The organism is Cryobacterium aureum, assembly GCF_002954245.1.
In the GTDB taxonomy this organism is placed as follows: Bacteria; Actinomycetota; Actinomycetes; order Actinomycetales; family Microbacteriaceae; genus Cryobacterium; species Cryobacterium aureum.
Genome location: NZ_PPTG01000048.1, coordinates 360,453 through 380,571 on the forward strand (window position 1 = coordinate 360,453; position 20,119 = coordinate 380,571).

Here is a 20,119-nt window from a genome sequence, read left to right on the forward strand (position 1 = left end):
GTAGGTAATCAATAGGGAGTTATACACGTGGCTGACGGCTTTGCGCTTTTCACCGATCGATCCGTTGTGGCGATGCGCGTCAACGGTGAGTTGAAAGATCTGGCGGCCACAGTGTTGCCGACGGATGCTGTCGAACCGGTCAGCATAAATTCTCCCGACGGACTCAACATTCTGCGCCACTCCGCCACCCACGTGCTGGCCCAGGCCGTGCAGACCGTCAACCCGGCCGCCCGCCTCGGCATCGGCCCGTTCGTCACCGACGGTTTCTACTACGACTTCGACGTGGCAGACCCGTTCACCCCAGACGACATCAAGTCGCTCGAAAAGGCCATGGATCGCATCATCCGTCAGGGCCAGCGTTTCGTGCGTCGCGTGGTCACCCACGACGAGGCCCGCGCTGAACTTGCTGCTGAACCCTACAAGCTCGAACTCATCGGCATCAAGGGAGGACCCGGCGAGGGCGGCGATGCTGCCGCCAACAACAGCCCGACCGCCGACGAAGAATCGGTCGAGGTCGGCGGCGCTGAGCTCACCATCTACGACAACGTCGACCCGAAGACGGGGGAGACTCTCTGGAAAGACCTCTGCCGCGGCCCGCACCTGCCGAACACCCGCATGATCGGCAACGGCTACTCCCTCACCCGTCTGGCCGCTGCCTACTGGCGTGGTTCGGAAAAGAACCCGCAGTTGCAGCGCATCTACGGCACGGCCTGGCCCACCAAGGACGAACTGCGCGCATATCAGACTCGCCAGGAAGAGGCAGCTAAACGCGACCACCGCAAGCTTGGCGCCGAGCTGGACCTGTTCAGCTTTCCGGAAGAGATTGGCTCTGGCCTGGCTGTGTTCCACCCCAAGGGCGGCATCATCCGGCAGGAGATGGAGAACTACTCCCGCAAACGCCACACCGAGGCCGGCTACGACTTCGTCTATTCTCCGCACATCACCAAGTCCACCCTGTTCGAGACCTCGGGCCACCTCGATTGGTACCGCGAGGGCATGTTCCCCCCGATGCACCTCGACGAGGAACGCGACGAAACCGGCCATGTCACCCGTCAGGGCATCGACTATTACCTGAAGCCGATGAACTGCCCGTTCCACAACCTCATCTTCAAATCCAGCGGTCGCAGCTATCGCGAACTGCCGATGCGCCTGTTCGAATTCGGCTCGGTCTATCGCTACGAGAAGTCCGGTGTGCTCAACGGGCTCACCCGCGTGCGCGGCATGACGCAGGATGACGCGCACATCTACACCACCAAGGAAGGCATGAAAGAGGAGCTCACCAGCACCCTCAACTTCGTGCTGCAGTTGCTCGCCGACTACGGCCTCAAGGACTACTATCTCGAGCTGTCGACCAAGGATCCGAAGAAGTTCGTTGGCACCGACGAGGCGTGGGAAGAAGCCACCGAAACGCTGCGCGAGGTGGCCGAGGCATCCGGTCTCGATCTGGTCGCCGACCCGGGCGGAGCCGCGTTCTACGGCCCCAAGATCTCCGTGCAGGCCAAGGACGCTATCGGGCGCACCTGGCAGATGTCGACCATTCAGCTCGACTTCAACCTGCCCGAACGGTTCGACCTCGAATACACCGCGAACGACGGCAGCCGCCAGCGTCCGGTGATGATTCACCGCGCCCTGTTCGGATCGATCGAGCGCTTCTTCGCCGTACTCACCGAGCACTACGCCGGGGCATTTCCGGTGTGGCTGGCACCGGTGCAGGTTGTCGGAATTCCCGTGTCCGAGCAGTACGGCCCATACCTCGATGACGTAATTGCGACCCTGAAGAAGGCCGGCGTGCGCGCCGAGGTCGATCACTCTGACGACCGCATGCAGAAGAAGATTCGCACCCACACCAAGGCCAAGGTGCCCTACCAGCTGATCGTGGGTGAGGACGACCAGGCCAACGGGGCGGTGAGCTTTCGCTATCGTGACGGCACGCAGCAGAACGGGGTGCCCATTGCCGAAGCTGTGCGGCTCATCGTGGAATCGATCGAGACCCGCGCCCAGATCGTGACCACCCCGGTCGCCGCAATCAGTCCCGCCGTGGCCGAAGTGCAGGCGTAGCATGGCGGCATTTCCGGCTGATCGACTGCGGGGCTCTGACGCCGCCGACGCGGGCGCGGGGGAGTCGTCGGCCGAGTTTGCCGGTGTTCCGGATGCCTTCCAACGGCTCTGGACACCGCATCGGATGGTCTACATTCAGGACGGTCAGCAGCCGCACTCCGACGACTGTCCGTTCTGCATCGCGCCGACCCTGGGTGATGAGAAGGCGCTGATCGTGGCGCGGGGCACCCACGCCTATGTGTTGCTCAATTTGTTTCCGTACAACAGCGGCCATTTACTGGTCTGCCCGTATCGGCACGTCGCCACCTACGACCAGGCCACTGTGGAGGAGATCGCTGAGATCGGTGAACTCACCCAGATTGCCATGCGCGTGCTGGCCGAGGTGTCGAACTGCGACGGTTTCAACATCGGTATGAACCAGGGGCGCATTGCCGGGGCCGGCATCGCCGAGCACCTGCACCAGCACCTCGTGCCCCGCTGGGCGCTCGATTCCAACTTCTTTCCCATCATCGCCGGCACCAAGGCCATCCCGCGCCTGCTCGGCGACGTGCGTCGGGAAATCGCCGAAGCCTGGCCGCGGCCCGTGACGCCTGAGGCTGCAGCCCCAGGCACTCTCTAGCTTTCCCCAACGGCCGGGCGCGTGCTGGTGCGCCCCGGCCCGTTCCGTTCACACTCACCAGCCTCCGACCAGACCACCACCGTGCAAGGAATAGGATCGTAGTTATGACTGAATCAACCTCCGCCGAGCAGTTCGGCTCGAGCCGCGTCAAGCGTGGACTCGCCGAAATGCTCAAGGGCGGCGTCATCATGGACGTCGTCACCGCTGCCCAGGCTCGTATCGCTGAAGACGCCGGCGCTGTCGCCGTCATGGCGCTCGAACGCGTTCCCGCCGACATCCGCTCGCAGGGTGGCGTGGCTCGCATGAGTGACCCCGACCTCATCGACAGCATCATCGCCGAGGTCAACATTCCGGTCATGGCGAAGGCCCGCATCGGTCACTTCGTTGAAGCGCAAATTCTCGAGGTGCTCGGCGTCGACTACATCGATGAGTCCGAAGTGCTCAGCCCGGCCGACTACACGAACCACATCGACAAGTGGAACTTCACCATCCCCTTCGTCTGTGGCGCCACCAACCTCGGTGAGGCGCTTCGCCGCATCAACGAGGGCGCGGCCATGATTCGTTCCAAGGGCGAAGCCGGCACCGGCGATGTCTCCGAAGCCACCAAGCACATCCGCACCATCAACGGCGAGATCAAGCGTCTCACCTCGATGAGCCGCGACGAACTGTATGTTGCCGCCAAGGAACTGCAGGCTCCCTACGAGCTCGTCGCCGAGATTGCCGCCACCGGCAAGCTGCCCGTCGTGCTGTTCACTGCCGGAGGCGTGGCCACCCCGGCCGACGCCGCCATGATGATGCAGCTCGGTGCTGACGGCGTGTTCGTCGGCTCCGGCATCTTCAAGTCGGGAAACCCCGAGCAGCGCGCAGCGGCCATCGTGAAGGCCGTCACGTTCTACGACGACGCCAAGGTCATCGCGGATGTCTCGCGCGGCCTGGGCGAGGCTATGGTCGGCATCAACGTGTCCGACATCGCCGAGCCGCACCGCCTCGCCACCCGCGGCTGGTAGCGCATCCGTTCGTGACGATTCTCTCCAGCGTGGGCACCCGACCGGCAGAAACCGCCATACCGGCGGGTCTGCGGGTGGGCGTTCTCGCCCTGCAGGGCGATTTTCGTGAGCACGCGCAGGTCTTGCGTGAGCTCGGAGCAGAAGTCGACCTGGTGCGCCGTCCGGAAGAGCTCGACCGCATTGACGGTCTGGTCATTCCGGGTGGCGAATCGAGCGTCATGGACAAACTCGCCCGCACGTTCGGGCTGGCCGACCCGCTCAAGGCCGCGATAGCGGGCGGGTTGCCGGTCTACGGCACCTGCGCCGGCCTGATCATGCTCGCCGATACCATTCTCGACGGCATGAACGGGCAGCAGAGTCTCGGCGGTCTGGATATCGCGGTGCGCCGCAACGCGTTCGGCTCCCAAACGGCCTCCTTCGAAACCGACCTCGACGTTCCGGCGCTCGGCGAGCTGCCGGTGCACGCCGTATTCATCCGGGCTCCGGTCGTCGAGACCGTCGGCCCGCGAGCCACGGCGTTGGCCGTCCTCGACGACGGGCGGTGCGTCGCTGTGCAGCAGGGCAACCTGCTCGGAACCTCTTTTCACCCGGAAATCACCGGCGAATACCGTTTTCACCAGTATTTCCTGCAGAAACTGGTCGCCGCTGCCCGGTGAGCGCTTGGCTGAATTGTGCCGGGCGCGAGAGTGTGGCTAGGGTTCAGACATGACTCAGACAACCGGTGGTCAACGATGACCCGTTATGTAGCACTACTCCGCGGCATCAACGTCAACGGCATCACCATCGCCATGGCCGATCTCGCCGACACCTTTCACGACCTCGGTTACACCGATGTCAAAACCGTGCTGGCAAGCGGCAACGTCATCTTCAGCATCGACAGTCCGCTCGCCGATACTCCTCTGGCTAACAAAGTGGATGCCGCCGCCCTCAAGTCCCGCATTGAAGCGGCCCTGACCGCCCGGTTCGAATACGAAGCCTGGATCGTGCTGGTCGACGCCGAATCGCTCGACCGAATTGTGCGTTCCTACCCATACACCGCCGATCATGACGGCTGGCATTCCTATGTCATGTTCTCCTCAGACCCCGGGCATCTCAGCGAACTGGCCGGTCACGCCAGGGAGCTCGACGCCGCCGACGAACGCATCGAACTCGGCCACGGCGTGCTGTACTGGGAGGTGCGCAAGGCTGTTGGCATCAAGAGCGCCTTCAGTAAGAAGAGCGCCAAGCTCAAGTACCGCGACACGACGACCACCCGCAACCTGCACACCCTGCACAAGCTGCTGGAACTCACACCGGGATAGACTGACTCGGCACCTATGCGTGCACCGACCACGCAGCGATCACTTAATTTTGACGTAGCACAACAACGGGAGATGTATGTCCGGGCATTCCAAATGGGCCACCACCAAGCACCAGAAGGCGGTCACCGACTCCAGGCGCGCCAAGGCGTTCGCCAAGCTCATCAAGAACATCGAGGTCGCGGCCCGGCTGGGCGGCGCTGACCTCTCGGGTAACCCCACGCTGGTTGACGCCATTCAGAAGGCCAAGAAGACCTCGGTGCCCAACGAAAACATTGACCGCGCGGTCAAGCGCGGTGCCGGTTTGTCGGGCGAGCAGGTCGACTACACGACCATCATGTACGAGGGCTACGCCACGCACGGCGTCGCGATCATGATCGAGTGCCTCACCGACAACAAAAACCGTGCCGCAGCCGAGGTACGTACGGCGATGGCCCGCAACGGCGGAGCCATGGCCGACCCGGGCAGTGTCGCCTACAACTTTCACCGTAAAGGCGTCGTTGTGGTCAAGCACCTGCCGACCCTCACCGAAGACGACATCATGCTCGCCGTTCTCGATGCCGGCGCAGAAGAGGTCATCGATGAGGGTGAGACCTTCGAGATCCACTCTTCCGTGAGCGACCTGGTCGCCACCCGCACCGCGCTGCAGGCCGCCGGAATCGACTATGAGTCGGCCGACATCGCGTTCATTCCCTCGCTCAAGATCGAGGTTGACGCCGAAACCGCCCGCAAGGTGTTCCACCTGATCGACGCGATGGAAGACCTCGACGACGTGCAGAACGTGTACTCCAACTACGACCTGTCGGCCGAGGCACAGGCCGCACTCGCAGCCGAGTCCGAGTAGTTCGATGGCGGTCCGGGTTCTCGGCATCGACCCGGGCCTCACCCGCTGCGGTGTGGGCGTGGTCGACGTCGAAGGGAACCGATCCGCCCGCCTGGTCGACGTGACCGTGCTGCGCAGCGCACCCGACCTGCCCCTCGAGCAGCGGCTGCTCCTGCTGGCCCGGGGCCTCGAAGAGATGCTCGACCGACATCGGCCGCAGTTCATCGCCATTGAGCGGGTCTTCGCCCAGCACAACGTGCGCACCGTCATGGGCACCGCCCAGATCAGCGGTGTGGCCCTGCTGCTCGCCGCACAGCGCGGACTGCCGGTAACCCTGCACACCCCGAGCGAGGTGAAGGCCGCCATCACCGGGTACGGCGCCGCCGATAAGAAGCAGGTTGGCACCATGGTCGCCCGCATCCTCGGGCTGGCCGAGATACCCAAACCAGCCGATGCAGCGGATGCCCTCGCCCTCGCGATTTGCCACGCCTGGCGCACCGGAGCCTCCGGTGGCACCCTGCCGACCGTCGCCTCGGTGAAAGCTGCCACGGTCACGACGGGCGTGCTGACGCCGGCCCAGAGAGCGTGGCGCGACGCCGAACGCGGGTCGGTGCACGCTGTGTCTGTGCGAGGAGTGTCAGCGGTGCCCCGTAGTCTTAAGAGGTGATCTCTTCCGTACGTGGCCTTGTCCTGTCAGCCGTGGGCTCAACCGTAGTGATCGAGGTCGGGGGAGTCGGCTTGGGACTGCAGGTGACACCAGCCACCGCACTCGGCCTGCGCAGTGGTGACGAAGCCCTGTTGATGACCACCCTGATCGTGCGCGAAGAGTCACTGACCCTCTACGGCTTTCCCACCGCTGACGAGCTCGCCGTCTTCGAACTGCTCGTGGGCGTGACCGGGGTCGGCCCCAAATCTGCTCTCGGTGTGCTCGCGGTGCTCACCCCGAACCAGATCGCGCAAGCCGTTTCGGCCGACGACGACGGCGCGTTCCGCAAGGTCAGCGGTATCGGACCGAAAACTGCCAAACTCATTGTGCTGTCCCTGACCGGCAAGCTGGCCGTCACTGCGGCGATGTCTCCAACCCGCCTGCCAGCGGCCACGTCGGTCGCTGCCAGCGTTCAGGCTGCGCTGATCGGCCTCGGCTGGTCTGAACGCGTCGCGGCCGAGGCGGTCGATGACACCCTCACCGAGCTGGCGGATGCCGCCGGTGACGCCCCTGCGCCGCCGGCGGTGGCCGCTGTGCTCCGGCTGGCCCTCGGCCGCCTCGGTCCGGCGGCACACCACGCCACCGGGTCGGCGGCGGCCGAAAGCACTGGTACGGCTCGCTCATGACCACCGATCCCGCCATCGAAAATTCCGCCATCAAGCTGGTCAGCCCTTCGCTCGAAAGCGAGTCCGAGCTGGCCTTCGAGGGTGCCCTGCGCCCGGCGAGTCTGGCCGAATTTGTCGGCCAGAAGAAGGTGCGCGGGCAGTTGCAGCTGCTGCTGACCGCCGCGACCATGCAGAATCGCACGCCAGACCACATCCTCCTGGCCGGCCCTCCCGGCCTCGGCAAGACCACCCTGGCCATGATCGTCGCCTACGAGGGCAACCGTCCGTTGCGCATGTCGAGCGGTCCGGCCATTCAGCACGCCGGCGATCTCGCGGCCGTGCTGTCATCCCTGGTACCCGGTGAGGTGCTGTTCATCGATGAAATCCATCGCATGGCACGCTCCGCCGAGGAGATGCTCTACCTCGCCATGGAGGACTTTCGCATCGACATCATGGTGGGCAAGGGTGCTGGCGCCACCTCCGTTCCACTCGACCTGGCCCCGTTCACCCTGGTCGGTGCCACGACCCGATCTGGCCTGCTGCCGAACCCCTTGCGTGACCGTTTCGGTTTCACGGCCCACTTGGAGTTCTACGCTGAGAGCGAGCTAGAGCAGGTGCTGGCCCGGGCAGCGCAGTTGATCGACCTGCCGATCAAAAAGGATGCCCTCGCGGAGATTGCCGGACGGTGCCGTGGCACACCGCGTATCGCGAACCGCCTGCTGCGCCGTGTACGCGACTATGCGCTCGTGCACGGGGGAGCGGCCGATATCGCGGCGGTGCACGCGGCCCTCGAGCTCTACGACGTCGACGCGATCGGCCTTGATCGGCTCGACCGGGAGGTCATGAAGATCATTCTGACCCGCTTTGGCGGCGGACCGGTCGGGCTCAACACCCTGGCCGTCTCCGTCGGCGAGGAGTCCGAAACGGTCGAAGCGGTCGTCGAACCGTTCCTGGTACGGATAGGCTTCCTCACGCGCACCCCGCGCGGCCGTGTTGCGACCAGCGCGGCCTGGCAACATTTTGGTCTGGTACCACCTGTTGGCTCGACTCCACAGGGAAGTGCGACCTTACTTGACCTATAATTCAATTTGGCCCATCTGTCCAGACCGAATATTTCCGAACGGATTTGCTCGTACAGCGATCGGGCATTCACCCACACACTTCGGCCACCCGCGCCGCAATCGAAAGGTTTCACTGCTCCATGGATAATCTGACTCTCGTTATGCTGGCCGTTCTGGCCGTACTCGTCTTCTTCATGTTCCGCAACGGCCGCAAGCGCAAGAAAGATCAGGAGGCTCTGCAGGCCACCATGGTTCCCGGCGCCGACGTCATGACCAACTTCGGCATGTACGGCACGATCATTGCCATCGATGAAGAAGCCAACAAGGTCGAACTGCAGATCGCACCCGGCGTCATCGTCGAGATCCACCGCCAGACCATCGCTCGCGTCGTCGAGCCGGTTGTCGCCGACGAACTCGACGACGAGAGCGTCGAGGCCATCGACTCGCTGAACGAGCCGGAATTCGGCCAGCGCGTTGCCGATCTTGACACCGACCCGACCGACCAGCCCAAAAAGGGCGACGCGTAGTCGTTTTCGGCAGGCTTAGTTCAGTACGGTCCATTTCGTAGGGCATACTCGCTTGGCACGTCTTTTATTGCACGAAATGCAAGTACTGCATCACGCGGTGCGTCCACACAGTTTGGTGTGGGCGCCAACAGAAAGCTGAGTTCATAGGTGGCTAAGTCGTCTCCGGCCAAGAAGGCCTGGCGTTCCCTGACCTGGCTTGGCGTGATTATCGTCGGCCTGATCGCCCTCAACGCGTTCGGTGTGTTCACCCAGAACGGATCGTGGACGCCGAAACTGGCCCTCGACCTCGAGGGAGGAACGCAGATCATCCTCGCCCCGCAGCTCGAGAGCGGCCAGACGGTCACGTCGGAGCAACTGAGCGAAGCCGTTGGTATCATTCGCCAGCGCGTCGACTCCTCTGGGGTCTCCGAGTCGGAGATCAACACCCAGGGCGGCCAGAACATCGTGGTATCGATCCCCGGTACCCCCGATGACGCCACCCTGGAACGGATCAAGTCCTCTGCCAAGCTCGAGTTTCGCGCCGTGCTCGTCGCGGGCCAGCCGTCCGGACAAACGATCGGCGCAGACGGCACCGCTACGCCGGCGCCGGAGGCGACTGTCGATCCGACCCTGTCGACCACACCCGCCGTCGAACCGACCGACGCGAGCGACCTCAACTACGTCACCCCCGCGCTCCAGGCAGAATACGACGCCTTCGACTGCAGCAAGATCAACACGACCAACGTGGCACCGGCCAATGATCCGCTCATCACCTGCGAAGCGAACGACTCGTTCAAGTACATTCTCGGCCCGGTCGAGGTAGACGGATCTACGATCGCTGACGCGACCAATGGCCAGCGCACCACGCAAAGCGGCGCGACTACCGGCGAGTGGGCTGTCAACATCGTCTTCAACAGCGACGGAACCGCGAAGTTCGCCGATGTCACCCAGCGCTTGTTCAACCTCACCGGTGTGCAGAACCAGTTCGCGATCGTGCTCGACGGGCACGTGATCTCGGCCCCGGCCACGCAGGCCGCGATCCTGGACGGCAAGCCGCAGATCACCGGCTCGTTCGACCAGGAGACGTCCAAGGCCCTCGCCGACCAGCTGAAATTCGGTGCTCTTCCGATCAGCTTCACGGTGCAGAGCCAGGACACCATCTCGGCCACGCTCGGTTCGACCCAGCTGATCAACGGCCTCATCGCCGGCCTGATCGGTCTGATCCTCGTAGTCCTGTACTCGCTCGCTCAATACCGACTGCTCGGCCTCGTCACCATCGCCTCGCTCGGTGTCGCAGCGGTGATCACCTACCTGCTCATCACGATTCTGTCCTGGCGCGAGGGGTATCGCCTATCGCTGGCCGGTGTCGCCGGTCTGATCGTGGCCATCGGTATCACCGCCGACTCGTTCATCGTCTACTTCGAACGTGTGCGCGACGAATTGCGTGATGGCCGCGGGCTAGAATCGTCGGTTGAAGCCGGCTGGAAGCGCGCATTCCGCACCATCGTCGCCTCGGACGTCGTCAACTTCCTCGCCGCCGCCGTATTGTTCGTGCTCGCGGTCGGCAACGTGCGGGGCTTCGCCCTGACCCTCGGCCTCACCACCATCGTCGACCTCCTCGTGGTCAGCCTGTTCACGCACCCGATGCTGCAGCTGATCGCGAAAACGAAATTCTTCAACGAGGGCCACAAGTTGAGCGGACTCGATCCCCGCGCCCTCGGTGCCGTCTACCGCGGACGGGCTCGCTTTGAGCCCTCGGCGTCCATATCGCCGACGAAGGTCTCTTCCTCGAGCAAGGAAGCCGCCAAACGACAAACCATCGCCGAGCGCAAGGCGTCTGAGCTTGTAGGCACCAAGCTCGTTGGTACCAGCACTGATCGATCGACGGACGGGAAGGATTCCTGATGGCCAGCTTCTCGAAATTCGGAAATGATCTCTACACGGGCGCTCGTTCGCTGAACATCGTCGGGCGCCGCAAACTCTGGTACCTGATCGCCGGCGGCATGATCCTCATCGCCCTGATCGGCCCATTCCTGCTGCGCGGCGGATTCGTCTTCGGTATCGAGTTCACCGGCGGGAGCCAGTTCGTCGTCTCGCAGACCACAAGCCAGTCCGAGAGCATTGCAACGGATGCCGTCGCGAGCGTCGTTCCCGACGCCGTTCCAAAGGTCTCCACAGTCGGCTCCGACGGCGTGCGGGTGCAGACCGACCAGCTCTCGGAGACCGAGACAACGGGAGTGCGGGATGCTCTCGCCGCCGCTTTTGACGTGCCGGTCACTGAAGTAGCGACGTCGTTCATCGGGGCCACGTGGGGTCAGGACATCACGGGGCAGGCCCTGCGCGCCCTGGTCGTGTTCCTCGTTCTCGCCGGCATCATCATGGCGATCTACTTCCGCACCTGGAAGATGTCGGTGGCAGCCATGGTCGCGTTGCTGCACGACCTCGTCATCACCGCCGGGTTCTACGGAATCACCGGTTTCGAAATCACACCAGCCGCGGTGATCGGTTTTCTGACGATTCTCGGCTACTCGCTCTACGACACGGTCGTGGTCTTCGACAAGATTCGTGAGAACACCAACTTTGATGGGTCAGGCTCGAGCCGAACCTTTTCTGAGTCGGTCAACCTCGCCGTCAACCAGACGCTGGTGCGTTCCATCAACACCTCCATCGTTGCCGCCCTGCCCGTCGCATCCATTTTGTTCATCGGAGCGTTCGTTTTGGGCGCCGGTACCCTGCGCGATATTTCGCTCGCTCTGTTGATTGGAATTCTGGTCGGTACGTACTCCACCATTTTCATCGCGTCGCCGCTGTATGCCCAGCTGCGAAACGGTGAGGATGCCATTCGCAAGCACGACAAGAAAGCCCTCGCTGCTCGCGCCAAGGCTTCTACCCCGGCCGCTGCGAGCGTCACCGCCTAGTCAGAATCACCCGCACACCGAGAACGGCCAGCCCCTGCGGGCTGGCCGTTCCTGCAGGTCCCGCGCTGCGTTCTGCTGCGGGCGTACGGACTGCCCCGGCGAAACCGGCATAATTGACAGTACGCAAGCCCGCCCATGGACAGCCACCGGGCGTGACGCACGAGGTGAGACTATGACGGACACGACGACCCCCTCCCCGGCCTCGTTGCGCCGTCTGGTTCCTCGCATCTTCTCCCGGGCCCAGCCCGCCGGCGCTGTTGACCGCTTGATCAAGACAGTTCGCCTGAACCACCCGAAGGTCGACCTGTCGATCATCGAACGTGCATACACCGCGGCCGAGCGAGCGCACGACGGGCAGCTGCGTCGCAGCGGCGAGCCGTACATCACTCATCCGGTCGCCGTGGCTCAGATTCTGGCCGACCTCGGTATCGGCACCAAGACCATCGCGGCGGCCCTGCTGCACGACACCGTCGAAGACACCGATTACACGCTCGACGCGCTGCGCGCCGACTTCGGCGATGAAATCGCCATGCTCGTCGATGGGGTCACCAAACTCGACAAGGTGAAGTACGGCGACTCGACCCAGGCCGAGACCGTACGCAAAATGATCGTCGCGATGTCTAAAGACATACGCGTACTCATCATCAAACTCGCCGACCGGCTGCACAACGCCCGCACCTGGGGTTTCGTCCCCAACGAATCCGCCGTGCGCAAGGCCACTGAGACCCTGGAGATCTACGCCCCCCTCGCGCATCGTCTGGGGATCCAGACGATCAAGTGGGAACTCGAGGACCTCTCCTTTGCGGTGCTGTACCCCAAGCTGTACGCCGAAATTGAAAGCCTGGTCAAGCAGCGCACGCCGCAGCGCGAAGAGTTCGTTCAACAGGTCATCGACACCATCAACGACGATCTCAAATCGGCGCGCATTCGGGGCAAGGTAGCCGGCCGCCCCAAGCAGTATTACTCGATCTACCAGAAAATGGTCGTGCGCGGCCGCGAGTTCGATGAGATTTACGACCTCGTCGGCATTCGCGTACTGGTGAACTCGGTGCGGGACTGCTACGCGGTGCTGGGATCCATCCATGCTCGCTGGACGCCGTTGCCCGGCCGATTCAAGGACTACATCGCCACCCCAAAGTTCAACCTGTACCAGTCCCTGCACACCACCGTGCTCGGCCCGAGCGGTCGCGCCGTGGAGATTCAGATTCGCACCACCGAGATGCACCAGCGTGCTGAATTCGGCGTGGCCGCGCACTGGAAGTACAAGGAACAGGTCAATGGCAAGAGCGCCGGCGGCCCCGGTCCGCAGAGCGACACCGACATGGCGTGGCTCGCCCACATCTCTGACTGGCAAGCCGAAACGGCCGACCCCGGCGAATTCCTCGACTCCTTGCGTTACGAGATCGGTGCCAAAGAGGTCTACGTCTTCACGCCGAAGGGCCGCGTCATCGGTCTCCCCTCCGGCGCAACCCCGGTCGACTTCGCCTATGCGGTACACACCGAGGTGGGTCACCGCACCATGGGGGCCAAGGTCAACGGTCGATTGGTGCCGCTGGAGAGCGAACTGATCACCGGCGACGTGGTCGAGGTGTTCACCTCGAAGAATCCCGACTCCGGCCCGAGCAAAGACTGGCTGAACTTCGTCAAAAGCCCCAGAGCCCGCAACAAGATTCGGCAGTGGTTCACCAAGGAACGCCGCGACGAGGCCATCGAGCAGGGCCGCGACGCGATCGCCCGGGCCATGCGCAAGCAAAACCTTCCGCTGCAGAAACTGATGAACCAGGACTCCTTCGCGGAGGTCGCAGCCCAGCTCAAGTACGAAGATGTGTCGGCGCTCTACGCCGCCGTCGGTGAAGGTCACGTTTCGACCCAGTCGGTGCTCGAAAAGGTCGTCTCTTCGGTGCAGAGCATCGAAGACAACGACAGCAACGACTTTCCGGTCGCCGCTCGCGGTCGGCCGCAGACCACCCGCAATCAAGATTCCGGAGTATTGGTTCGCGGTGCGCCCGACATTCTGGTCAAGCTCGCCCGCTGTTGTACCCCGGTACCCGGGGATAAAATCGTCGGTTTCGTCACGCGCGGCGCTGGTGTCTCGGTGCATCAGGCCGCCTGCCACAACGTGCAGTCTCTGCTCAAGGAGCCAGAGCGCATGATCGAGGTGGAGTGGGCGCCCACCTCAAAGAGCCTGTTCCTCGTGCACATTCAAATTGAAGCCCTCGACCGCTCCGGCCTGCTCTCCGATGTGACCCGCGTGCTCTCGGAGCACCACGTGAACATTCTCTCGGCAACCGTCAACACCTCCAGCGACCGTCTGGCGCTCAGCCGGTTCGTGTTCGAGATGGGCGACACCACCCACCTCGACCGCGTATTGAATGCTGTGCGTCGGATTGATGCCGTGTACGACGTCTACCGGGTCAGCGACGGCTAACCTGCGGCGCTGCGCGCGCCGCCCGACTCGCCCTGCTGGCGCAGCGCATACAGGGCCGCGTTGACGGCCGCGAATCGGGCGACGGCGAGTGCGCTGTGGGCGGGGCTGCCTCGCTTGCAGAGGCGTATGGCGGCTGACACGTCGGGGTACTCGCCGAAGTGCAGGAGACGGGCCAGCAGAGCGGTCAGCTCGGGGGTCGTCGGTGATGATAGGGACGGCGATGGCAGCGACATTGATGACACCGTGTAGCGGGCGAGATCGACGGCGGTTCGCAGGGGAGTGGTGACCCGCACCCCCGAGATCGTGTGGACGTCATCTGGCGTTCGCACAATTTCACGCACCTGAACCCGAGCCGACCACAGCGCGGTGGCACGCGCGCCGATCAGAACACAGAACTGGTGGCGCCGCGGCTCCGGCGCGACGCCGTAGATCCACGCGGCGGTGAGCTGCTCGGCGATCGCGCGGGGCGGGACCAACTGGCTGGCGGCCATCGCCCGCGTATCGCATCCGTCTATTTCATCGATCACGCACCAGGAGTCGGCGATTTGAAAGACCTGGCCGTCGAGGCGGGCGGCGTAGAGCTCGGCCAGGGGCAGGTCGTTGAGGGTGAGCGGTCGTACCGGTGGATGCGTCATGACACCAGAGTGTCGCTTAACCAGGTCCAGGCCCCCGACGGAGCCTGATCTGTGGAGAAAGGGCGTGGTGCCCACGCCCGTGGATAACCGCGAGCGGTGACGACCGGCGTACTCGCTGTGCTGGCTACTGGCCGATGGCCTTGAGCCATGCCTTGCGGGCTTCGAGCGCTTCGGTAGCATCCTTGATGGCCCGGGCGTTCTGGCCGTTCTGAGCCGTGACCAGCTCGGCCTCGAGCTTCGCGATCGCGTCGTTCAGCTGACCGGCGAGGCCCTCGGTGCGAGCCTTGGTCTCGGGGTTGTTGCGCTTCCAGTGGTCGTCATCGAGCTTGCGAACGACGGCTTCCACCTTACGGAGGCGATCTTCGATCGGCTTTACCTGATCCCGCGGGACCTTGCCGATTTCATCCCACTTGCGCTGGATTGTGGTGAGCGTGTCGCGAGCGGCATTGCGGTCGGTGGTGGTGAGCAGGGTCTCTGCCTGCGTCAGCAATTCGAGCTTGAGTACCAGATTCGCGGAGAACTCTTCGTTGTCTTGAGCTTCGACCTCGCTCTTGACGGAATAGAGCACGTCGCCGGCAACTTTGAACTTGGCCCACATGGCGTCGTCCTGCTTCTTACCGCTGCGGCCGGCCTTCTTCCACTCATCGAGCAAGTTGCGATACGCCGAAACTCCGTCAGCACCCTGGGGGGCGAGGGCCTCAGCTTGTTCGATCAGGTGTTGTTTCTTGGTGCGAACGTCTTTGTGAGCGCTGTCGAGCTCGGCGAAGAATGCCTTACGGTTCTGCTCGATCGTGGTGCGTGCGGCCCGAAAGCGCTTCCACAGGTCGTTGGCCTCGCCCTTGGGAATGCGCGGGGCGTCGTGCTGGTGCGCCTGCCATTTGGCGAACAGCGCGTCGAGAGCGGCGCTGGTCTGCTTCCACTGCGTCTTGGCCGGATCCTCGGCGGCGAGGCGCTCGGCTTCGGTCACGATTTCGGCTCGCTCGGCGACGGCGGCAGCCGATGCTGCCTTGGTCTCGATGCTCTGCTGCTCGGTGAGCTCACTGACGGCACCGCCGAGAGCGCCGAGGCGTTCAGCCAGGGCGGCGAGGTTTCCGACGGCGTTGGCATTGGCGACGGCAATTTTGAGGTTGGCAACCGACTTGGCGATGTCTGCGGCCGGAGCGCCACCCTTCGCACGCTGCTCGAGCAGCGTGACCTGCCCGTTGAGCTCAACATACTTACGCTCGAAGTAGGCGAGGGCCTCTTCCGGAGTGGCATCCGGGTACTGACCGACAGCGCGTTCACCGTCTGCTTCGCGCACGTAAACCGTGCCGGTTTCGTCTACGCGACCCCATGGTTGCTGATCTGTCGTAGTCAAGAGCCTCACCTTTGCTGAGTTGTTGTGTGTGGATCCGCGGGAGAAGAGAGTGCGGAACCTAAGAAATACCCTGGTAAGCCTATTGCAATAGCAGAGGGGTAACGATCGATCCTACTGAAGTGTTAGGCCTGTGATCGTCGTGGGTACCTTCGGGGCACCGTCTGCGGAGCCGTCCGCGGTTCCGGCATCCGTGATTTGAGCCTTGAGCTCGTCCAATCCGCTCGTGACGTGACCGAGTACGGTGTAGCCGCCGCCCGCGTCGGAGGGGATTGTCGTGTCGTCGTAAACCACGAAGAACTGACTGCCCATGCTGAAACCATTGCCGCCCTGGCGAGCCATGGCGAGGGTACCGGCCGGGTAGATGTTGTCGGCTGGAGCATTTTCGACCGGACCATAGCTGTAACCGGGACCGCCGGATCCGTCGCCGGCTGGGTCGCCGCACTGCAGCACGAAGAAGCCGCCGTTGGTGAGACGGTGGCAGGTGGTGCCGGTGTAGAGGTCGCTGTCGGCGAGGCTGATCGTGGAGGAGACGCCCTGTGGGGCGAGCGCGCCGTCGAGTTCGATGCCCAGGTTGACGTCGTTAAGGGTCAGAGTACCGGTCCAGGTGCGCCCCTCGGCCAGAGTGCTGGCGGGCACGTCGCCGGTATTGGCACCGGCAGCAGGCGTGGTCGTCGGCGGTGGAGTGGCCGTTGCGGCCGCCGTGGGGGCGGGGGTGCCAGGGCCGCCGTCGAAGTAGAACACCTGGGCGACCACGATCAGGGTCAGCACCACGAGCAGTCCGCCACCGGCGATCAGGTTGTCGCGCACGCGCCGCTTCTGCTGGTGCTCATGCACGGCCCGGCGGGCCTGGTAGGAACGAACACGGCCGCGCTCTTCACGTGCCGCACGCTCAAACTTGTAATTCGAAGCCACTGAGAACCCCTCCAGGGCCGTCGGGGTTGGCGACGACCGCACAATAACAGGGCCGTACGCCATCACGGCCGACCTCGTAGAACTCTCTCACAAACTACGCTGGAAGAATGTCGGATGCTCAACCGGGTCTGCGCAGTGGCGCAACCCCCCTCGCGGTACGAATGCGCCCAAAAACCCTGGATGAGGTTGCGGGCCAACGTCACCTGCTGACGCCGGGTTCGCCGCTCGTGAGCCTCGCCAGCGACAAGACGGGGGAGCGTGGCAGCGTCTCGGTCATTTTGTGGGGTCCTCCCGGCACCGGAAAGACCACTCTCGCGCAAGCCATCGCGCACAGCTCCGGGCGTCGCTTCGTTGAGCTGTCCGCGGTGACCGCCGGTGTGCGCGACGTACGTCAGGTGATGGAGGACGCCCGCACGAACCGCGACCTGTACGGCCTCTCCACCGTGCTGTTCCTCGACGAAATTCACCGTTTCTCCAAGGCCCAGCAAGATACCTTGTTGCCGGGGGTTGAGAACGGCGTCGTTATTCTGGTCGCCGCGACGACCGAAAACCCGTCGTTCTCGATCATCTCCCCGCTGCTGTCTCGGTCCCTGCTCCTCACCCTCGAAGTGCTCAGCGATGACGACCTCGGCATCGTCGTGGATCGCGCCGTGTCCGATGCGCGTGGCCTGGCCGATCGGTTCGAACTCGAGCCCGAGGCTCGTGGCGCGATTATTCGCCTCGCGTCGGGCGACGCGAGGCGGGCGCTGACCGCGCTGGAGGCGGCATCCGTTTCGGCGGAAACGACCCTCGAGCCCGGCGCGACCGGCAAGCCCGTGATCACGACCGACATCGTCTCGCTCGCCGTCGACCGTGCACTGCTGCGGTACGACCGCAACGGCGATGAGCACTACGACGTGATCAGCGCCTTCATCAAGTCGGTGCGGGGCAGTGATGTCGACGCCGCGTTGCACTATCTCGCGCGCATGATTGAGGCCGGCGAAGACCCGCGTTACATTTGCCGCCGCATCATCGTTCTCGCCTCAGAAGACATCGGCATGGCTGACCCGCAGTCCCTGCTGATCGCTGTCGCCGCCGCCGACGCCGTGGCTCTGATCGGCATGCCGGAAGGTCGCATTCCGCTCGCCCAGGCCGTCGTACACCTGGCGACCGCCCCCAAGTCCAACGCCGCCTACATGGCTCTTGACGCGGCAATCGCCGATGTTCGCGCCGGCAAGATGGGCCGCGTGCCCAAGGGCATGCGCGACGCGCACTACCCCGGCGCCAAACGCCTCGGCCACGGCAAGGGCTACGTCTACCCGCACAACGACCCCCTCGGCGTCGTCACCCAGCAGTACCCACCGACCGAGCTGAAAACCACCCGCTACTACGAACCGACCGAGCACGGCCATGAGCGCGACATCTCGGCCCGCCTGCTGAAGATCCGGCGGATAGTCCGCAACTAGTAGCAGAGCACGCGTGTGCTAGCCTTGTCTCTGCCTACAACTGGTTTCGGCATGCGGCTGCGTCCGATTCCGGTTTGGAGGGGAATCGTTCTGTAGCCGAATGTCCCGTGGCACCCAATCCTCTGATCTCCCATGACCTGTGTGCACTCTGTGCGCACTCGCCCTGGTATCCCTGTTATTGAGTCCGATTGAAAGGAAACCGTGTCTACCAAGTCACGTACCCGCAGTAAAACTCGTCTCTCGCGCGCCCTGGGCATCGCCCTCACGCCGAAGGCAGCCCGCTTCCTCGAGAAGCGCCCCTATGCACCCGGTGAGCACGGCCGCACCAAGCGCAAGACCGATTCAGACTATGCCGTGCGCCTCCGCGAAAAGCAGCGCTTACGCGCCCAGTACGGCATCCGCGAAGCCCAGCTCAAGATCGCCTTCGAGCAGGCTCGTCGTCGTCAGGGACTGACCGGTGAGAACCTCGTTGAGATCCTCGAGACCCGTCTCGACGCCCTCCTCGTTCGTTCGGCCATCGCCCGCACCACCGCCCAGGCTCGCCAGATGATCGTGCACCGTCATATCCTCGTCGACGGAGAGCTCGTTGACCGGCCCTCCTTCCGCGTGAAGCCGGGCCAGCTCATGCACGTCAAGGCTCGCAGCGAGGGCATGGAGCCTTTCCAGGTTGCAGCAGCCGGCGGCCACGTCGACCTGCTTCCCAAGCTCCCGCCGTACCTCGAGGTCGAGCTCGACAAGCTTCAGGCCCGCCTCGTGCGCGCCCCGAAGCGTATCGAGATCCCCGTGACCTGTGAAGTTCAGCTCGTCGTGGAGTACTACGCAGCTCGCTAGGTAGTCGACCGATGGATGGCAGCCTCCCGGCTGTCTGAAACCGGTACGCTGAAGGGCGGATCACCTCAGGGTGATCCGCCCTTTTTGCATACCCGGGCTCTCGACGAGCCCACCAACGGAGTGGAGTCACCGTGTCAGGTGGAGATATTGCCGGTCTCATCGCTGCCGGCGTGTTCGCGGTTCTGGTCGCAGTCATCGCCATTCCACTGGTTAAACTGGGCCGCGTGTTCGATGAGACCACCGCCGCCATCCACGAACTCAGCGAGGGAATCGCCCCGATGCTGACCGAGACGACCGAGACCATCCGTTCTACCAACCAGCAACTGGCGCGGGTGGACACCATAACGAGCAACGTAGCGGATGCCACCGGTAACGCCTCGGCGCTGGTCGCGTTGTTCGCGGCGACGGTCGGCGGGCCGCTGATCAAGCTCGCCGGTTTCTCAGCCGGCGTACGGGCGGCCTTTCGCGCCGGACGGCCTCGGCCTCGGCGTAATCGTGGTTGACCGGCTACTCTGGAGACGGCGTTGATATTCTCGCGCCCGACATATCGATAGCTACGGCTAGCCCAGATTCAGGGAGAAGTGCCATGAAGAACGTCATCTGGTTGGTCATCGGCGTGGCCGCAGGCTTCGTGGTGGCCCACGAGGTCAACAAGACCCAGCAGGGCAAGCAGTTCTTCACCGAACTCGACACCAAGGCCCGCGAGTTCGGCGAGGCCATCTCCGAGGGCTACCGTCAACGCGAGGCCGAGCTGCACGCCGTGCTCGGCGACGTCACTGCTGATGCCGCGGGTGACGCACCGGCGACCAGCGCGCCGTAGGCATCCGCTGAAAAGCGCACCACAGTTTTTCGCACGACCATTTTCACGCTGAACACCGCATTCATGCACCATCACCGCACTCACTTAACA

At 63.8% G+C, this 20,119-nt stretch carries 20 protein-coding genes; 17 read left to right on the forward strand and 3 right to left on the reverse strand.

Annotated elements, in window-relative coordinates; all coding sequences use genetic code 11:
- The first annotated feature begins 72 nt into the window (after positions 1-72).
- The 13 genes from thrS (at position 73) to CJ028_RS18615 (ending at position 14,029) form a co-directional block, all read left to right on the forward strand.
- Positions 73-2,058, forward strand: a complete 1,986-nt coding sequence (gene thrS, locus CJ028_RS18555; RefSeq protein WP_240607465.1) for a threonine--tRNA ligase — start codon at positions 73-75, stop codon at positions 2,056-2,058.
- Between the two features lies 1 nt (position 2,059).
- The gene (locus CJ028_RS18560) at positions 2,060-2,677 is read left to right on the forward strand and encodes an HIT family protein (RefSeq protein WP_205684094.1); all 618 of its coding nucleotides are present in this window, start codon (positions 2,060-2,062) and stop codon (positions 2,675-2,677) included.
- 104 nt (positions 2,678-2,781) lie between these two features.
- On the forward strand, positions 2,782-3,684 hold the full coding sequence (gene pdxS / locus CJ028_RS18565; protein WP_105036665.1) for a pyridoxal 5'-phosphate synthase lyase subunit PdxS: 903 nt from the start codon (positions 2,782-2,784) through the stop codon (positions 3,682-3,684).
- 11 nt (positions 3,685-3,695) lie between these two features.
- Positions 3,696-4,340: a pyridoxal 5'-phosphate synthase glutaminase subunit PdxT gene (gene pdxT, locus CJ028_RS18570; RefSeq protein ID WP_439099061.1), complete on the forward strand. Its 645-nt coding sequence runs from the start codon at positions 3,696-3,698 to the stop codon at positions 4,338-4,340.
- Positions 4,341-4,415: 75 nt separating this feature from the next.
- Positions 4,416-4,985 carry a DUF1697 domain-containing protein gene (locus tag CJ028_RS18575; RefSeq protein ID WP_105036666.1) on the forward strand — a complete coding sequence of 190 codons (570 nt, stop codon included), beginning with the start codon at positions 4,416-4,418 and terminating at the stop codon, positions 4,983-4,985.
- Between the two features lie 76 nt (positions 4,986-5,061).
- Positions 5,062-5,826: a YebC/PmpR family DNA-binding transcriptional regulator gene (locus CJ028_RS18580; RefSeq protein ID WP_105036667.1), complete on the forward strand. Its 765-nt coding sequence runs from the start codon at positions 5,062-5,064 to the stop codon at positions 5,824-5,826.
- Positions 5,827-5,830: 4 nt separating this feature from the next.
- Positions 5,831-6,472 carry a crossover junction endodeoxyribonuclease RuvC gene (ruvC, locus tag CJ028_RS18585; RefSeq protein ID WP_105036668.1) on the forward strand — a complete coding sequence of 214 codons (642 nt, stop codon included), beginning with the start codon at positions 5,831-5,833 and terminating at the stop codon, positions 6,470-6,472.
- A complete protein-coding gene (ruvA, locus tag CJ028_RS18590; RefSeq protein WP_105036669.1) occupies positions 6,469-7,137 on the forward strand; it encodes a Holliday junction branch migration protein RuvA in 669 nt (222 codons plus the stop codon). Before ruvC ends, ruvA begins: the two co-directional genes overlap by 4 nt.
- Positions 7,134-8,198, forward strand: coding sequence for a Holliday junction branch migration DNA helicase RuvB (gene ruvB, locus CJ028_RS18595; RefSeq protein ID WP_105036670.1), 1,065 nt, complete (start codon positions 7,134-7,136; stop codon positions 8,196-8,198). The genes ruvA and ruvB overlap by 4 nt, the downstream gene beginning before the upstream one ends.
- 119 nt (positions 8,199-8,317) lie before the next feature.
- Positions 8,318-8,704, forward strand: coding sequence for a preprotein translocase subunit YajC (yajC, locus tag CJ028_RS18600; RefSeq protein WP_105036671.1), 387 nt, complete (start codon positions 8,318-8,320; stop codon positions 8,702-8,704).
- A gap of 147 nt (positions 8,705-8,851) precedes the next feature.
- Positions 8,852-10,588: a protein translocase subunit SecD gene (secD, locus tag CJ028_RS18605; protein WP_105036672.1), complete on the forward strand. Its 1,737-nt coding sequence runs from the start codon at positions 8,852-8,854 to the stop codon at positions 10,586-10,588.
- A complete protein-coding gene (gene secF, locus CJ028_RS18610) occupies positions 10,588-11,601 on the forward strand; it encodes a protein translocase subunit SecF (protein WP_105036673.1) in 1,014 nt (337 codons plus the stop codon). The genes secD and secF overlap by 1 nt, the downstream gene beginning before the upstream one ends.
- A gap of 172 nt (positions 11,602-11,773) precedes the next feature.
- Positions 11,774-14,029, forward strand: a complete 2,256-nt coding sequence (locus CJ028_RS18615) for a RelA/SpoT family protein (RefSeq protein WP_105036674.1) — start codon at positions 11,774-11,776, stop codon at positions 14,027-14,029.
- Here CJ028_RS18615 and CJ028_RS18620 read toward each other — a convergent pair.
- The 3 genes from CJ028_RS18620 to CJ028_RS18630 form a co-directional block, all read right to left on the reverse strand.
- Positions 14,026-14,664: a type IV toxin-antitoxin system AbiEi family antitoxin gene (locus tag CJ028_RS18620; RefSeq protein WP_105036675.1), complete on the reverse strand. Its 639-nt coding sequence runs from the start codon at positions 14,662-14,664 to the stop codon at positions 14,026-14,028. The genes CJ028_RS18615 and CJ028_RS18620 overlap by 4 nt on opposite strands.
- Before the next feature lie 124 nt (positions 14,665-14,788).
- The gene (locus CJ028_RS18625; protein WP_105036676.1) at positions 14,789-16,021 is read right to left on the reverse strand and encodes a DUF349 domain-containing protein; all 1,233 of its coding nucleotides are present in this window, start codon (positions 16,019-16,021) and stop codon (positions 14,789-14,791) included.
- A gap of 111 nt (positions 16,022-16,132) precedes the next feature.
- On the reverse strand, positions 16,133-16,933 hold the full coding sequence (locus CJ028_RS18630) for a peptidylprolyl isomerase (RefSeq protein ID WP_240607418.1): 801 nt from the start codon (positions 16,931-16,933) through the stop codon (positions 16,133-16,135).
- A gap of 107 nt (positions 16,934-17,040) precedes the next feature.
- Between CJ028_RS18630 and CJ028_RS18635 the strand changes: the two genes are divergently transcribed.
- The 4 genes from CJ028_RS18635 to CJ028_RS18650 all read left to right on the forward strand — a co-directional run bounded on the left by CJ028_RS18635 (position 17,041) and on the right by CJ028_RS18650 (position 20,029).
- The gene (locus CJ028_RS18635; protein WP_105036678.1) at positions 17,041-18,378 is read left to right on the forward strand and encodes a replication-associated recombination protein A; all 1,338 of its coding nucleotides are present in this window, start codon (positions 17,041-17,043) and stop codon (positions 18,376-18,378) included.
- Positions 18,379-18,579: 201 nt separating this feature from the next.
- Entirely contained in the window at positions 18,580-19,209 is a 630-nt protein-coding gene (rpsD, locus tag CJ028_RS18640) for a 30S ribosomal protein S4 (protein WP_092107727.1), read from the forward strand.
- 131 nt (positions 19,210-19,340) lie between these two features.
- Positions 19,341-19,712: a DUF948 domain-containing protein gene (locus CJ028_RS18645; RefSeq protein WP_105036679.1), complete on the forward strand. Its 372-nt coding sequence runs from the start codon at positions 19,341-19,343 to the stop codon at positions 19,710-19,712.
- 83 nt (positions 19,713-19,795) lie between these two features.
- Entirely contained in the window at positions 19,796-20,029 is a 234-nt protein-coding gene (locus CJ028_RS18650; protein ID WP_105036680.1) for a hypothetical protein, read from the forward strand.
- The last annotated feature ends 90 nt before the right edge of the window (positions 20,030-20,119 follow it).